Annotated in this window: 14 protein-coding genes; 9 read left to right on the plus strand and 5 right to left on the minus strand. The window is 60.2% G+C overall.

The window, feature by feature from the left end:
• A partial coding sequence (locus MUBE_RS09090) for an outer membrane protein assembly factor BamB family protein (protein ID WP_116540430.1) occupies positions 1 to 1,191 on the minus strand: 1,191 nt, incomplete at its 3' end.
• Between the two features lie 236 nt (positions 1,192 to 1,427).
• On the opposite strand from MUBE_RS09090, the gene MUBE_RS09095 reads away from it, so the two are divergent.
• Positions 1,428 to 2,165, plus strand: a complete 738-nt coding sequence (locus MUBE_RS09095) for an acyltransferase (RefSeq protein ID WP_116540279.1) — start codon at positions 1,428 to 1,430, stop codon at positions 2,163 to 2,165.
• Positions 2,166 to 3,235: 1,070 nt separating this feature from the next.
• Here the strand turns inward: MUBE_RS09095 and MUBE_RS09110 are convergent.
• From MUBE_RS09110 to MUBE_RS09125, 4 genes are all read right to left on the minus strand, one after another.
• Positions 3,236 to 3,718, minus strand: a complete 483-nt coding sequence (locus MUBE_RS09110) for a hypothetical protein (RefSeq protein ID WP_133297093.1) — start codon at positions 3,716 to 3,718, stop codon at positions 3,236 to 3,238.
• Between the two features lie 347 nt (positions 3,719 to 4,065).
• The gene (locus MUBE_RS09115; protein ID WP_116540282.1) at positions 4,066 to 5,310 is read right to left on the minus strand and encodes a glycosyltransferase family 4 protein; all 1,245 of its coding nucleotides are present in this window, start codon (positions 5,308 to 5,310) and stop codon (positions 4,066 to 4,068) included.
• Between the two features lie 97 nt (positions 5,311 to 5,407).
• Positions 5,408 to 6,982 (minus strand): 1,4-alpha-glucan branching protein domain-containing protein, encoded by a 1,575-nt coding sequence (locus tag MUBE_RS09120; RefSeq protein WP_116540283.1) that lies wholly within the window; start codon positions 6,980 to 6,982, stop codon positions 5,408 to 5,410.
• A 2-nt stretch (positions 6,983 to 6,984) separates the two neighbouring features.
• On the minus strand, positions 6,985 to 7,818 hold the full coding sequence (locus tag MUBE_RS09125; RefSeq protein ID WP_116540284.1) for a class I SAM-dependent methyltransferase: 834 nt from the start codon (positions 7,816 to 7,818) through the stop codon (positions 6,985 to 6,987).
• Between the two features lie 228 nt (positions 7,819 to 8,046).
• Between MUBE_RS09125 and MUBE_RS09130 the strand changes: the two genes are divergently transcribed.
• The 8 genes from MUBE_RS09130 (at position 8,047) to MUBE_RS09160 (ending at position 15,862) form a co-directional block, all read left to right on the plus strand.
• The gene (locus tag MUBE_RS09130) at positions 8,047 to 8,847 is read left to right on the plus strand and encodes an electron transfer flavoprotein subunit beta/FixA family protein (protein ID WP_116540285.1); all 801 of its coding nucleotides are present in this window, start codon (positions 8,047 to 8,049) and stop codon (positions 8,845 to 8,847) included.
• Between the two features lie 48 nt (positions 8,848 to 8,895).
• The gene (locus MUBE_RS09135) at positions 8,896 to 9,852 is read left to right on the plus strand and encodes an electron transfer flavoprotein subunit alpha/FixB family protein (RefSeq protein WP_116540286.1); all 957 of its coding nucleotides are present in this window, start codon (positions 8,896 to 8,898) and stop codon (positions 9,850 to 9,852) included.
• 401 nt (positions 9,853 to 10,253) lie between these two features.
• Positions 10,254 to 10,511 (plus strand): GNAT family N-acetyltransferase, encoded by a 258-nt coding sequence (locus MUBE_RS20275; protein WP_424399068.1) that lies wholly within the window; start codon positions 10,254 to 10,256, stop codon positions 10,509 to 10,511.
• 96 nt (positions 10,512 to 10,607) lie between these two features.
• Positions 10,608 to 10,748, plus strand: coding sequence for a hypothetical protein (locus MUBE_RS20280; protein ID WP_424399069.1), 141 nt, complete (start codon positions 10,608 to 10,610; stop codon positions 10,746 to 10,748).
• 370 nt (positions 10,749 to 11,118) lie between these two features.
• Positions 11,119 to 11,385, plus strand: a complete 267-nt coding sequence (locus MUBE_RS17930; protein ID WP_243632985.1) for a hypothetical protein — start codon at positions 11,119 to 11,121, stop codon at positions 11,383 to 11,385.
• A 286-nt stretch (positions 11,386 to 11,671) separates the two neighbouring features.
• Positions 11,672 to 12,862, plus strand: a complete 1,191-nt coding sequence (locus tag MUBE_RS09150; protein ID WP_116540287.1) for a cysteine desulfurase family protein — start codon at positions 11,672 to 11,674, stop codon at positions 12,860 to 12,862.
• Entirely contained in the window at positions 12,859 to 13,938 is a 1,080-nt protein-coding gene (gene mnmA / locus MUBE_RS09155) for a tRNA 2-thiouridine(34) synthase MnmA (protein ID WP_116540288.1), read from the plus strand. The genes MUBE_RS09150 and mnmA overlap by 4 nt, the downstream gene beginning before the upstream one ends.
• Positions 13,939 to 14,848: 910 nt before the next feature.
• Positions 14,849 to 15,862 (plus strand): uroporphyrinogen decarboxylase/cobalamine-independent methonine synthase family protein, encoded by a 1,014-nt coding sequence (locus MUBE_RS09160; protein ID WP_116540289.1) that lies wholly within the window; start codon positions 14,849 to 14,851, stop codon positions 15,860 to 15,862.
• The last annotated feature ends 116 nt before the right edge of the window (positions 15,863 to 15,978 follow it).

Below are 15,978 nucleotides of genomic sequence, written 5' to 3' on the forward strand. Positions count from 1 at the left end.
ATATCCGGTGGCCCCCGGCAACGGATAGCTGTTGATGGTGTGGCCGTTGCGGGGATCGAAGGCCAGCAACGACATGCCAGGTGCGCCTGCTGCGCGCGGACTGCTGACCACCGTGTAGTCGACGCTGACGCCGGCCAGGCTCGACGTTGATAATGGGGTGAGGTCGTCACGGCGCCAGACCTGCTCGGCGTGGTCGCCGGCGTCCTTGAACGCCGCCAGGTGGGTATCGGGGCCGCCGCCGGACACGATCAGTCCCTGCGGGGTGACCGCGGGTGGCGTCTGTGCCAGAAATTCCAGTGGCACCGACCATTTAGGTTTTCCGTTGGTAGCGTGTAGTGCCCACAGGCGTTGGTCGCGGCCATTGACGTAGACAGTTGATCCGTCGGCGGATAACACCGGGCTGGCGAGTACACCGGCGCTAACGACGTCGCTAGTCCACTCACGAGCAAGCAGCGGCGTCTGCCCGGAGTGGTACTTAAGCCCGACCAGTCCCGCGGCTGGTGCGCCTGGCTGCCAGATGCCGAGCACCACCGTCTGGCTGGTTGCCGAATAGGCAGGGGCTGCCGCGACTGGGCAGCCCTGTTGGGCTAGTGCGCAATCGGCTAGCCCGCGTGTCGGATCGGTCGGGTTGATGCCGTCCACTAGGTCCAGCGGGCTACCCACCACCATGCCGCGATGTGCGTCGAAAATCAGCACCTGCCCCAGGTGTGTGGTGACGAGCAGTTGGCCGTTGCCGAGAAAGCGGGGAGTGGACGGCATCCCGATCACCGGCTGCCGCCAGCGTGTCCACTGCGTCACCGGGAACGAGAAGATCGTCCCGGGCTGGCCAACATACAGATTGTCGAAGCCGTCGAACAACGGACCGCCGAAGCCGCCACCTTGGACCAGCCGAACACACCAACGTTGCCGGCCGTTGTCGTTGTTTTCCCACTCCATCAGCGAACATCCGGTCTGAGTCTGTGCGTTCATCGCGAGGTATCCGTGTGCGCTGAACGCCGGACCAGCTGCCAAATTCCCTTTAACCGACCGTATCCACTGCAGCGCCAACTTGGTGGCGCCGCTGGTTGCCGTGTAGCTGCTGTTGGACGCATCGCCGTATTGCGCTGGCCAGCCTTGCGCAGCCGATGCGTCAACCCAGGAGTCGGTGTTGCCGCAACCACCGATTCCAACGACGAACATGGCCGTTAACATCACGGTAGGGCAACGCCGCAGTATACGGAGATGTCGGGTAAAGCACCTCAGTTTCTCAAATCCTTCCGCGGGACTTTAGTACGATCAGCGATCGAGTACAGGTGAGGGTAACCGTTGAGGCTCGCGCCTTCGTGTTTGGCTCCTCAGCTTGTCGCTTTGCGGCTGACGTATTTAGACGTAGTTAGCCATGGCCCGCCGTCCCAGCGTGCATTGTCGCCGAGCTAAGCTGTCCGGCCATGACGACGATGTGGGGTGCACCGCTTCATCGCCGCTGGCGTGGGTCACGGTTGCGAGATCCGCGCCAGGCCAAGTTCCTCACTGTGGCTTCGTTGAAGTGGGTGCTGGTCAACCGTGCCTATACCCCTTGGTACCTGGTGCGTTATTGGCGGCTGCTGAAGTTCAAGCTGGCTAATCCGCACATCATCACCCGCGGTATGGTGTTTTTGGGCAAGGGTGTGGAGGTCCACGCGACGCCCGAACTCGCGCAGCTTGAGATCGGGCGCTGGGTACACATCGGTGATAAGAACACGATCCGTGCGCACGAGGGCTCGTTGCGGTTCGGCGACAAAGTAGTGTTAGGCCGGGATAATGTCATCAACTGCTATCTCGACATCGAGCTTGGGGCTTCGGCCTTGATGGCCGACTGGTGTTATGTCTGCGACTTTGATCACCGCATGGACAACATCAACATTCCCATCAAGGGTCAGGGGATCGCCAAGTCCCCCGTCCGCATTGGGCCGGACACCTGGATGGCGGCAAAGGTGACGGTGTTGCGTGGCACGTCAGTCGGGAAGGGCTGTGTGCTGGGAGCGCATGCGGTGGTCCGCGGGGTAATCCCTGACTATTCGATCGCGGTTGGCGCACCGGCCAAGGTGGTCAAAAATCGGAAGCTATCCTGGGAGCAATCGGCCGCGCAGCGCGCCGAACTGGCTGTTGCATTGGCCGACATCGAACGAAAAAAGGCCAGCCGTTGACTGAGAACACTGACGGGCCAATATATTCTAGTGGCTTGGGGTGGTTATCGATCTTGAAATCGAAGCTGACGTTCCTGCAGTTGTCGGGGTAGATGACCGAATGTGCTTTGTCCGGCCTTTGATGATATCTTTCAGCGCTGCAGTCAGGCCTTCGGTGTTTTTCGACGGTTACGATAAGGGCCGAGTTGTCTCGCAATCCGATGACCCGAAAAGTCTGTGGCTCAAAGTCGATGCAGACACCGGCGTGTGCGTTAGTGCTAAAGGTCGGTCCGTCATCGGCGAGCGACAACCGGAGCCCACGGCGATCCACCGCTGGAAGGGGCCGGTGACATGGGGGTCACGAACAGTGGACAGCAGAGCCTCGGCACGACATGGTTTGTAGCGGGCGATGAATCGACCGTCGTCGGTTAGTATCAGCTCTGGTTGCCGGGCCACCGAAATGATAGCCGCGTTGAGGCGAGTAACGGATTCGTAGCGATGTAGGGAAGTACTGACTCCAATGCCGCGGCTCTATTGGCAGTACTCGTGATATCTCACGAACAGGCTATTTTTTAACGAAATCATTTTTACTGCAGCAGAATTCGATGTAATCCTGCCCGTCACCGTGACCCGTACACTGGTTTCTCCTAAAATTATTACACCGGCAGTGGAACCCCGAAGCATGGGATGGCCCAGACCACGAACACAATATGGGTGTGCGAGGTCGGCTCCTGAGCAGATTCGGACTGACTGCACAATATCAGCATTAAGTATACCATAGTCCATGTCAAACGAGATAGTGGACCTGATCGGATGAGGTTGCAAAAGCCGGCACCATGAACACCGCCGGGAACGTCACTCATCAGAGCCGCTGGCGTAACAGTTCGCAGAAACAGCTGAAGGGTGCGCCGGACATGCAGCTGATGGCCAGAACGGTCACCGTTAAGAGGGCAATTCTGAATGTTGTCGAAGCGAGCAGCCCGGCACCGATACCAGCGACGAATCTGGCTGTTTAGCTGAGTTTTTGCTAGGAGTTTATGATGATGTTCCGGAACATCCGGCCGTGGTAATCGATGTAAAGGCTTTGGCAGCTAAGAATTTGATCCCTGGAGAGCTGGACCGCTTATCGGCAAGTCAACGGCGTCGTACGGCACTATCGCACACAATTGAGACGAAATTCCGCAGCGCTTAAGTAATGCTACGACCACTGCGGCAGTCAGCCCGATAGAGACGGCGAGTAGCCTGCTAAGACGCTGGATGTTGATCGGATTGTTTGCCGCAAGAACCACAATGGCCAGTACCGTCCCCAGTGAGAACGACGGCGGGATCGCTTCGTGCGCGAGTGTCAAAACTGCAATGGTAAGGCCATAGGTCGCACTCGCAAACAAGATTGATCGGTCGTTCTTCGCCGAGGCAAGCGTCACGGTGAACCCGGCCAGCGCTGCCCCGGCGAAAAGATCAGGATGAGCGGAGAGCACTATGAACGCGAAGCCAAACGACAGAACAGCAATGAGCAGTGCCAGTGTTAGTGGGCGTTCGAAGCAGACCAATCCGAACACCTTCCACGCCACCACCAACAAGCCGACAATGAAAAACGTTGATGAAAGCCAAAATAATATATGGAGACCAGATGAAATAATACTCGGCAGGAAACAGGCTCAGCATTTCGCCGGCTAGTCTGCGTTGTGCAAAGCACTAGCGTGGGGTCGACTGGGTGGTACGAGAACCAGCACAGGTTGGGCTCGAACGCGATCGCGAGAACGATCAGATCAACCAATCACGGTACCATTATCAGTGCCATGATCGGGTAGCCGATATCGCGGCGACTAGTCGTTTGTGAGGCTAACACCGGTGGATACTAACTGAGCGCAGCACTGGATTCTTACGTTATGCGGCCGTTTCGGCTCTGGCACGGCATCGACTAGCGATCCGGTAATGCGTGTTCGACGATGGGCAGTCGGGGCTGTGGTTGTCGTTCGCGGCGCTTGGCCGCCAGGTACACTTGTGTGGTTTCCTGAGCTACCGTTTGCCAATCGAAGTCGGAGGTGAGGCGTTGCCGGGCCGCCCATGCGCGCCGCTGCGCGGCTTCTGGATCGTCGAGCACCGCGCACACCGCCGCGGCTAGCCTCGCGATGTCGCGAGGCGGGCACGAAACCCCAGTTTGCCCATTGATTACTGCCTCACCCAGGCCGCCAATGTTCGAGGTTACCAGCGGCGTTCCTGCTGCAGCGGCCTCTAGAGCGGCCAACCCGAACGGCTCATAGTGGCTGGGCAGCACCGCGACGTCGGCCCGATGCAGCGCCGCCAGTAGTTCGTGGTGGTCGAGGTGCCCGACGAACTGGGTTGCTTTGATTACCTTGTATTTACGGGCCTGGTCGACGAGCCAGTCCTGCTGGGTACCTTCTCCGGCGATGGTCAGTGTGGTGCCGGGATAGGAGCGTCTGATCCGCGGCAGCGCGGCGATGGCGTCGTGCACCCCTTTCTCATATTCCAGCCTCCCCACGTAGAGTAGTTCGGCTGGTCCGGTGTGCGCACGGCGTGCCGCGAACGGCCAGCGTGCTGCGTCAATACCGTTGCGTATCACCGCGGTCTCAGCCAGACCGGGACCAAATAATTCGGTGATTTCGTCGCTCATCGATGCTGAACATGTGATCAGCGAATCGGATTCACGCACCAGCCACGACTCGACAGCGTGCACTTGACGGCTGAGTGCTCCAGATATCCAGCCGGAATGCCGGCCGGCTTCTGTCGCATGAATGGTGGAAACCATTGGTACATCATAGAATTGGGCGAGAGCGATGGCTGGATGCGCCACCAGCCAGTCATGCGCGTGTACGATATCGGGACGCCAAGGGCAGTCGCTGCCATGTCTAGTCAGGGACAGGCCGGCGCGGATCATCGCATGACCCATGGCCAGAGTCCATGCCATCATGTCTTCGTTGAAGACAAACTCGTGCGGATCCTGTGCAGCTGCGATCACCCGTACACCCTCGCTGATCTTGTCGGAAGACGGATGTGTACAGGGATCGGTGCCCGAAGGGCAGCGAGACAGGACGACCACGTCGTGGCCGGCTGCGGCCAGCGCCGTCGACAGGTGATGGACGTGGCGGCCGAGTCCGCCGATCACCACCGGCGGATACTCCCAGGACACCGTCAGGATCTTCATGAGCGTTGTCCCCTACGTCGGCGCGAACGTCCCAAAAATGCTGGGTAGAAAGGCGTATCGCTATACCAACACGCGCACTCGCAGGGAAGACCGGTCTTCACCGGGGCAGTCTTCGGGCATCCAGTGCGCCGAACAGACCGTCGGCGCGGTTCCATCTGTCCGCCAGCCGTGCAGCGGTGTCACGCCGGCCCGACACCAGCGTCCCGGTAATCTCCCGCGTGGCGTGGGCATGGAGGTGGGCACGGTAGCGGGCATAGTCAGCGGCCGAGTCCTTGCTCACCATAAATGGCCAGTCACTTGACACAGTGAGCAGCGTCTCCCGCAGAATCTGGTCGGCGACGTGATCGCGAGGAAGAGGCCCGTCCAGTGGTGTCGTCTGCGCCAGCGCCTTATCGAGGGTAGTCAGCGCTGTGTCGACTACCTCGTTGTTGAGCTGCACCAGGTCGGCGACTTTGTCGCCGACCCACACCCGCCAATCCTTACCGGAACCCCACGAGCTGGGCGGCAACGTAACCGCGTTGCCGATGAACCCATCTGTCAGGGCGTCGCTGAGCGTGCCCACTCGCACCCCGGCGGCGGGCAAGGCGTGCAGCACCCGCTGCAGCCAGGTCGGCCCCTCATACCACCAATGGCCGAACAACTCGGTGTCGAAGGCGGCGACCACGTGAGCGGGTCGCCCGATGCGCTCGGATTCGGCAAAGAGCCGGTTGCGGACCACTTCGACAAAGTCGTAGACGTGGGTGTCGACGGTGCGATCGGCGAGTTCGGGATCGTAGGGAGCCTTGATCTCAGGTGACACGTTGCGGCCGGTGACTCTGGCCGGTTTGAGACCGGTGAGGTGGTCGTAGGTGTGGAAATCGCGGTAGGCGGCGTGTCCAGGGTAGCCAGATTTCGGCGACCACACCCGGTAGCTTACCTGCAAGTCACGCCCGAACGCGACCACATCAGTGTCGCCAACTGGTCGACCCAGCGCGGTGTCACCGTGCAGCGGAGGACCGTCGACCATAAAGTGAGTGACGCCCGCGGCCGCGTAGTCGTGTTCCATCCCCGGGGCGTAGGCACATTCCGGTGCCCAGATCCCGGTCGGCCGGTGCGCCAGTCGCAGCCACGCGTCGTCCAGGCCTTCGCGCAGCGCAAATTCGCGCAGCCGCGGCGCGAGCAGCGGTTGGAATGGGTGAGCCAACGGGCCGCCGAGCAACTCAACCGTCCCGGCGTCGATCAGACCGCGCAGTAGCGGGCTGCCGCCGTGACGCCACAGGGTAGCGAAGTCCTCAAGTGCCCGCTGCGCCTCGACATTCTCGCGAACCCCGAAAGCCCGCAACGCGTCCGGAATGCAGGATTGGTAGCCGACCGTCTTGGATTTGGGAGTAGAACGCATGCTGGCTGCTTCAGTCGCGCGCAGCTGCCAGTTTGCCAACCAGTGATGCATACCGTCGAGGCAATAGGGGTCGTCGAGTTGAGCGTTCACCACCGGCGTCACCCCGAGCGTGATCAGCCGGCGTTGATCCTTATCGGCGAGGGTGTGCAACACCCGTAGCAGCGGTAGATAAGCTGCGGCCCATGATTGGTAGAGCCATTCCTCACCGACTGGCCAGCGGCCGTGATGGGCTAGCCACGGCAGGTGGGTGTGCAGGACCAGGGTGAACAGGCCGGGCACCCGGTCTCCCGACATACTCACGGGCGTACCGCGATTGCGATGAGATCCAGGCTGTCGTCTATGTCGAGGCCGTCTTTGACGGCCTCGATGATGTCGAAGTCGTCGGTGGTCACCGCGGCGACGTCCACCGCTAGCTTGGATGGCCACGGCGCGTCGGCGACAGCGCGCGCGATCTGGGCATCGATGATGGAGCCGCCGTGGCGGGCATCTATCTCCCGCAGGTGTGGCCCATGAAACAACCCGTACATGGTCACCTCGGAAAAACCCGCGTCGACCAGTAGCTCTTTTAGTTCGCCGGCGTTCAGCTCACGGGTGTGAAACGGGTTGATCGGTGTGTCACGGCCCGGTGAAAAGGTGATTCGGTTCGGGGTGGACACCATCAGTAACCCCGCGGGACGCAACACTCGGGCGCACTCACTGACGAACTGGGCCTGATCCCACAGATGTTCTATGACTTGGAAGTTCACCACGACGTCCACCGAAGCATCGGTCAGTGGCAACTTGGCCAGGTTTGCCTGCATAACCTGCACCCTCGGGTAACGGTTACGGACATGGGCCACTGCGGCCGCGTCGTAGTCCACCGCAACGACCCGGCAGGCGACGGCGGCGATCAGATCGGCCCCGTAACCTTCGCCGCAGCCGGCCTCCAGCACCTCACAGCCGGTGCAGCGCGGCGCCAGCCGCTGGTAAACCACCTGATGGCGGCGGAACCAATAGTTCTCGATATCCAGATCAGGGATGGTGCGTTCACCTGTCAGCGCCAGCATGGCGTGGACCGCTGGGGAGTCCACCGACGAGGGGGCGTCGGGTATGCGGTTGGGGTTGGGAAGGTCGGAGACGAATGCGCTCATCGTTAAGGCAGGCTAACCCGAACTGCCCGATTCGCGAACCGCTAGAGTCGTCCGCGCTAACGGCGGTGCGGAGCAGCGGGCAATTGCGCAGATGCAACCCGCTATGGTGTGAAGGCATACCGTACGAAGTTATCGCACAGTAGCAGGGTTGTATGGTTGCGAAATTGTGTGACTGAGGTCCTGCAGTGGAGGACTGCAGGCCGCCTTCGAGGAGGACGAACCACACCCATGACGAAAATTGTGGTCCTGATTAAACAGGTCCCAGACACCTGGTCAGAGCGCAAGCTGACTGACGGCGATTTCACGCTGGACCGCGAGGCCACCGACGCGGTGCTAGACGAGATCAACGAGCGCGCCGTAGAAGAGGCGCTGCAGATTCGCGAGAAAGAGGCTGCCGACGGCATCGAGGGGTCAGTAACTGTGCTGACCGCGGGCCCAGAGCGCGCTACCGAGGCGATTCGCAAGGCCCTGTCGATGGGCGCTGACAAGGCTGTTCACCTTAAGGATGACGGCATGCGCGGCTCGGATGTCATCCAGACCGGGTGGGCGCTGGCACGCGCGCTGGGCACCATCGAAGGCGCCGAACTAGTCATCGCCGGCAATGAATCCACTGATGGTGTCGGTGGTGTGGTTCCGGCGATTATTGCCGAATACCTGGGCCTGCCACAGCTAACCCACCTGCGCAAAATCTCGGTTCAGGGCGGCAAAATCACTGGCGAACGCGAAACGGACGAGGGCGTGCTCACCCTCGAGGCTGCACTGCCTGCGGTGGTCAGCGTGAACGAGAAGATCAACGAGCCGCGTTTCCCTTCCTTCAAAGGTATCATGGCAGCTAAGAAAAAAGAAGTCACGGTGTTGACGTTGGCCGAGGTCGGTGTCGAAGTCGACGAGGTCGGGCTGGCCAACACTGGGTCGACGGTACTGGTGTCGACGCCGAAACCGGCCAAAACCGCGGGCGAGAAGGTAACCGATAAGGGTGACGGTGGCAACCAGATCGTGCAGTACCTGGTTGCTCAGAAAATCATCTAAGACGAGCGCTGCAGACTAATCCCAGAGACGAGAAGAGCGATATCACCCATGGCTGAAGTACTGGTGCTTGTCGAGCATGCTGAAGGTGTGCTGAAAAAGGTCAGCGCCGAATTGATTACCGCTGCACGCGAGCTGGGCGAGCCGGCTGCCGTTGTGGTCGGCACGCCGGGGACGACCGTGTCGCTGGTCGGCGGGTTGAAGGCGGCTGGCGCCACCAAAATCTACGTTGCCGAGTCCGACGCCGTTGACAAATACTTGATCACACCGGTGGTCGATGTGCTGGCCGCGTTGGCCGAATCATTGGCTCCAGCCGCTGTGTTGCTGGCCGCTACTGCCGATGGCAAGGAGATCGGTGGTCGGTTGGCAGCACGGATTGGATCCGGTCTGTTGGTCGACGTCGTGGACGTCCGAGAAGGGGCGGTGGGCGTCCATAGCATTTTCGGTGGTGCGTTCACCATCGAGGCGCGGGCCAACGGCGATGCCCCGGTGATCACGGTACGAGTAGGGGCTGTTGAGGCGAAGCCAGCTGAGGGGGCAGGCGAGCAGGTCAGCGTCGAAGTTCCGGCTCCCGCCGAGAACGCCACTAAGATCACCGCCCGCGAGCCTGCGGTTGCCGGTGACCGTCCGGAGCTGACCGAGGCCACTGTCGTGGTGTCTGGTGGTCGCGGCGTCGGCAGCGCGGAGAACTTCCGCGTGGTCGAAGCGCTGGCTGACTCCTTGGGTGCTGCGGTCGGAGCATCGCGTGCTGCGGTGGATTCCGGCTACTATCCGGGCCAGTTCCAGGTGGGTCAGACTGGTAAGACGGTGTCGCCCCAGCTCTACATTGCGTTGGGTATCTCCGGGGCAATCCAGCATCGCGCGGGTATGCAGACTTCGAAGACTATCGTCGCGGTCAACAAGGACGAGGAAGCACCGATCTTCGATATCGCAGACTTCGGTGTCGTTGGTGACTTGTTCAAAGTAGCGCCACAGCTGATCGATGGGATCAAGGCTCGTAAAGGCTAGGTTTTGTGCGGGCCCATGATGGTGTGCATCAGCCATATCCGCCACATACGCACCAAGGGGAGGCCACCGCACGAACCGTGAATGCGATATCGTATTCACAAAGTGGCCTATTGTTGTGGTGCAAGGCGATGTTTTTCACGACATTTCGGCATCGTTCCTGTGACAGTGCATCGGCACGTTACAGGATGGATGTTGATTAGCTTGTCGAATATCGAATACGTCACGTTGTTGGGATGAGCGTTGCTTCTGTCCTGGGACCCAGCGAGAAGCCGCATGGCACGGCGACAAGTTCGTTTCTCGGACCGCTTTATTCCCTGCTGATACCCTCGTGTGGCCACACAGTAGCTACACTGTACTGACAGTACTGTTTTCCCGCAGGAACATCGCGCTTTGCGGTATCGGTGGCGGGTAATGGTAGTGATGTTGGTCATTTTGATGAGTACTGCGGCCATCTGTTGGTCAGCGATGACAGCACCAGGGAGCTGATGGGTTGCTACTGGATGTTGCCGTCGACGAGTGTCATTGCGGCCGGAGATCTTTATACTGCAACAGAATTTGATATTCGCTCATTCGATCCGTTGCGGTTGTTGTTGACCGAGATAGACCGCGCCATGATGCGCGAAGACGACCGCAACGGTGGCGTAGTACTTTGTTATTAGGTGGCGTAGTACTTTTTATTATGAGAGAGATTACAGTCTATCTGGACCGCTCCGGCTATATTGGAGGCTGTGTGTCGGTGCCGATCGATACCAACGGTGAAGTTACCCGTTAGCCAGATTGGCGGTGTGCGTGACTTCACGCTGAGCCGTTACACGGTGCAGTACCGAGTGTATCCCTATCGGCCGGTGCGGATCGACGGCACGGGCTTGGGCGACATTGCCCCGCCGTCACACTAGACGATCCCACCACTAATGCGTGGCTAGAGAGTGTGGGTCTGCGGTGAGTTGACGCACGACCTGGACTTTGATTCGGGGGACTTCTGCGTGCTGCTGTACAAGCGGGACACTGCTATCTGCGGCGACCGTGACCGGTTTCGGTGGCCGTCGAAATTGCTGTTGACTCGCTGTTAATACCGGGGTCGCCACTGTCGGGCCGGACGTATGTGTAACGTACCTCTTGTTGGTTGATGCCGCACTGCTTAGGCTTCCGGATCACTTTGTCGTGTCGTCTGATTCGAGGCCTGAGCATAGTCCTAGTAGTCAGAGGCACATGTCGTGACTGGATGTTTTCGCTGTCGGCGCGGTGTCGTTCATCGCCTGTGCCGGTATGTTCACCGGGCCCACTGTTGGGATCGCGGCAAGCATCCTGAAGATCATCTCGATCGAGTGGTCCACTCTGCGATGGCTATCTACGATGGTCGGTAGTATAGCTGGTCGGCTGCGTGCCGGTCGGATCGTGGTGGCGTTTCCTGAAGGCACCGCTTGGTGCGGCCTCGCTGGGCCATCGCACCGAGGATGCGGATTATTCTATCCGGCAATGTTTAAATGCCGGTCGTCCAGTGCGACCACTTCGGCTAGTATATCGTCACATTGACAGGCACGTATCGACCGTGCCAGCTTACGTCAGTGATAACACCGTGGTGCAGATCTAATCTGCCGACTGCTCCCCGTGCACCACACGCTGGTGTGAGTGCATGTCGAATCTTTGCAGCTGGTCAGGCGCCGATCGGTGGGTCCTGGCCCCTCGCTGTCATTCCGCGGTGCGCCTGGGCGCTGGACAGCATTGCATAACCTCGACATAGTTGAGGTGTCGGGGCGGGAGCGAGTCGCGAGCGCTCCTGATCCAGCCGGCCTGGATCGTCGGTATCCTAAAGCGTGTCATGGTCTACCTGGATCACGCCGCTACTACCCCGATGCACCCCACGGCCATCGAGGCGATGACGACCGTGCTCGGCATCGTTGGCAATGCGTCGTCGCTGCATGCCAGTGGGCGAGTGGCGCGGCGGCGGATCGAGGAATCCCGCGAGCTTATCGCTGACAAACTTGCTGCGCGCCCGTCCGAGGTGATCTTCACCGCGGGCGGCACTGAGAGTGACAACCTAGCTGTCAAAGGTATTTATTGGGCGCGCCGTGACGCGCAGCCGCGCCATCGACGCATCATCACTACCGAGGTAGAACACCACGCCGTGCTGGATTCGGTGAACTGGCTGGTAGAACACGAGGGTGCGGAAGTGACGTGGTTGCCCACCGCTGCTGACGGTTCGGTATCGGTGGTCGAGCTGCGGGAGGCGTTACAGCGACACAACGACGTGGCGTTGGTGTCTGTGATGTGGGCCAATAACGAAGTTGGTACTGTTATGCCTGCCGTCGAACTCGCCGCCGTCGCCGCTGAGTTCGGTGTACCGATGCATAGTGATGCGATCCAGGCGGTAGGGCAGCTTCCGGTCGAGTTCGGCGCCAGTGGACTGTCGGCGATGAGTGTGGCCGCACACAAGTTTGGTGGCCCACCGGGTGTGGGTGCGTTGCTGCTGCGCCGGGATGTCAGCTGTGTGCCGTTGTTGCACGGCGGCGGGCAGGAGCGCGATATTCGTTCCGGCACGTCCGATGTCGTCAGCATTGTCGGGATGGCAGCGGCAGCGCAGATCGCGGTGGACGGAATGGAGTCCAACAGTACCCGGTTGCAGGTGTTGCGTGACCGCCTGATTCAGGGTGTGTTGGCCACGATCGACGATGTTGCGCTCAACGGCGCCCGCGGCCAGCTGCGGCTTCCAGGCAATGCACATTTCACCTTCCGTGGCTGCGAAGGCGATACGCTGTTGATGCTGTTGGACGCCAACGGAATCGAATGCTCGACCGGATCGGCCTGCACCGCCGGTGTTCCACGGCCATCGCACGTGCTGCTTGTGATGGGTACAGACCCGGCTAGCGCACGCGGATCGCTGCGTCTTTCGTTGGGCCACAACAGTGTTGATCATGACATCGACGAAGTGCTGCGAGTGCTTCCCGGGGCGGTGGCTCGTGCTCGTCGGACATCGCTGGCGGCAGCGGCGGCTGGGGGTGTTGGGAGGTGAAAGTTCTCGTGGCGATGAGCGGTGGCGTCGACTCGTCGGTCGCCGCCGCCCGGATGGTCGACGCCGGGCACGATGTGGTGGGTGTACACCTGGCATTGTCTAGTGCTCCCGGTACTCTGCGTACCGGGTCGCGGGATTGCTGCTCGAAAGAAGACGCGTCAGATGCTCGCCGTGTTGCCGATGTGCTCGGGATCCCTTTCTATGTCTGGGATTTCGCTGAGAAGTTTCAAGAATACGTGATCGATGGTTTTGTGTCATCGTATGCTCGCGGAGAGACCCCTAATCCGTGTGTGTGGTGCAATCAGCGAATCAAGTTTTCGGAGCTTTCTTTTAGAGCTTTAGCGTTGGGCTTCGATACGGTGGCCACCGGCCACTATGCGCGGCTGTCCGGTGGGCGGCTACGTCGTGCTGTCGACCGGGACAAGGATCAGTCCTACGTGCTGGCCGTATTGACTGCCCAGCAGTTGCGCTACGCCGCGTTCCCGATCGGTGATACTCCTAAACCGCAGGTTCGTGCGGAGGCCGCTCGCCGTGGCCTACTGGTTGCCGAGAAGCCCGATAGCCATGACATCTGCTTTATTCCGTCCGGGAACACCCGTGCCTTTCTGAGTGAGCGCATTGGGGTTCGCCGTGGCTGCGTGGTTGATGTGGATGGCGTGGTTCTTGCTGAGCATGATGGGGTGCACGGTTTCACTATCGGTCAACGTAAGGGTCTGGGCATCGCTAGGCCAGGTCCGGACGGCCGTCCGCGTTACGTGACGGCGATTGACGTCGACACCGCGACCGTGCATGTGGGCGACGCGACTGACCTCGATGTGCATGCACTGATCGGAAGGATGCCGGTTTTCACTGCGGGGGCTGCACCGTCAGGTCCTGTTGAGTGCGTGGTACAGATCCGTGCGCACGGTGAAACCGCCTGTGCGGTCGTTAAGTTGATTGGTGACGAGCTTTTTGTGCAGTTGCGCGAACCGTTGCGCGGTGTGGCGCGCGGCCAGACGTTGGTGCTGTACCGTCCGGATCCGGACGGAGATGAGGTGCTCGGCAGTGCTACTATTGCCGACACGCTGGTTCTATAGCTCGCAAAGCAACCGTGGTGTGAAGCCTTCAGTGCGGTAGTTGGATTGGTCTGCGACGCACTTTCCTGCGGTTCTGTGAACCATTGCAGCGCCACACGCTGGTGGCCGTACTGCTTGGCCTTTGATGAGCACGAGGTCGATGGATGGCGGGAGTGGAAAAGCTATACTATATCTAATAAGGTTATTGATTTTGACTGGATGAGAGAGCGAGTTGTGACGTTGCGGGTGATTCCGGAGGGTTTTGGCGTTGGCCAGTGGCCTTGCTGCCCTCCCCGCCATGCCGGCAGCTATAATTGCATAGTATCATTAGGATATTGTTTTCCTTTAGTGCGCTATTCGTTGTGATTGTTACATTTGCTCCGCGGTTTGTGTTAGTCGGCTCCGCGATCGCCGATGTTGTTGGCTAGCTGAGAGCCGAATGTGGTGGATGGAGAGGATTGACCTACATAGGTCGGCGGGGCCGACCACCGTCGCCCTGCGTGCGGCCGTATCGAATTCGACACAGAGGGGGTAGTCGATCTATTGTCGCGACTCCGTCGAAGATGAGAACCGTTTTGGACGGCGGTGTGATGGACCTCGTCGACAGTGGACTCGCAGCGCGGTCTGGACAGGGGGGTCGATTTCTATCAGGGACTTGACGTCCTTCGTAGAATGATCGTTAGATTCGCTTCTACGATCGCGCAGCTGTGACGGGCCCAGCGGGACCATATCGGTATCGGTGGTGATGTCGTTGGCGTTCTTGCAGTTAATGTTGTGTCGCACAACAGTAGCGGCCAGCGTCAGATCGGTCTAACTGACATGCCAATTGGCCGCTTCGTGAGTAGAGTGTAGTGCGGGCCGGGATGACTCCTGCACGGGAACAGACACCCTCGCGAGCGACGGGCTATGTGATGTCGAATACGGTTGTCGGGTGAATGTTTTCGCAACGGCTAGCGGTGTTGGATCGTGGCCGGGCTCGTCTCCGCGCCCTGCCGCTGAGGTTGTCGTCGGCGAGTTGGCGGGTGCGCTGGCCCATATCGTCGAGTTGCCCTGCAGGGGAGTGGGCGCCGACATGCTGGGACGGGCTGGCGCGCTGCTCGTCGACGTGGCTATCGACACGGTGTCGCGCGGCTACCGTATCGTTGCGCGGCCCGGTGCAGTGACACGTAAGGCCGTTAGCCTGCTTGATGAGGACATGGATGCTCTCGAAGAAGCTTGGGAGATGGCCGGTTTACGCGGTAGAGGGTGTGCAGTCAAGGTGCAGGTACCCGGGCCAATTACGCTCGCGGCCGGGCTAGAATTGGCCAATGGTCATCGGGCGATCACCGATTCCGGCGCCGTGCGTGACTTGGCGTCGTCGCTAGCCGAGGGTGTTGCTGCGCACCGTGCGAATCTGGCACGACGACTCGACACACCGGTGGTGGTACAGCTAGACGAGGTGTTGCTGCCAGCGGCATTGGGGGGATCGCTGACCGGGGTAACTATGTTTTCTCCGGTCGCCCCGCTCGATGAAACACTGGCAGCAACGCTGTTGGACAGCTGTGTCGCGACCGTGGGTGTCGATGTACTGTTGCACAGCTGTGCCGTCGAGTTACCGTGGAAATTTTTGCAACGCAGTGCTATTAGCGCGGTATCGGTAAATATCAACGTATTGCAGGCGGCGGATCTCGATGGCATCGCAGCATTCGTTGAGTCGGGTCGCACTGTCGTGTTGGGCGTAGTGCCCGCAACCGCACCGCAACGGCCGCTGTCGGTCGAGCAAGTAGCCACCGCCATCGTCGAGGTGACTGATCAGCTCGGCTTCGGCCGCTCAGCGCTGCGCGATCGCATCGGTGTCAGCCCGGCCTGTGGTCTGAAGGGTGCGACGCCGTACTGGTCGCGCACCGCGATCGAGCTTGCCCGTAAGGCCGCCGAAGCGTTCGCCCAAGATCCGGATGCCATCTAATTGCGCTGGCAGACCACCGGGGGTCCCGCTAAGGCCGTATAAAAGTATGTATACACGATAACCTCGGCAATCTCGGCGAACCAGCGGCCCAGTCGTTTGTCGGACTGCTCAGCTAC

The sequence above is a fragment of the Mycobacterium uberis genome, assembly GCF_003408705.1.
GTDB lineage: Bacteria > Actinomycetota > Actinomycetes > Mycobacteriales > Mycobacteriaceae > Mycobacterium > Mycobacterium uberis.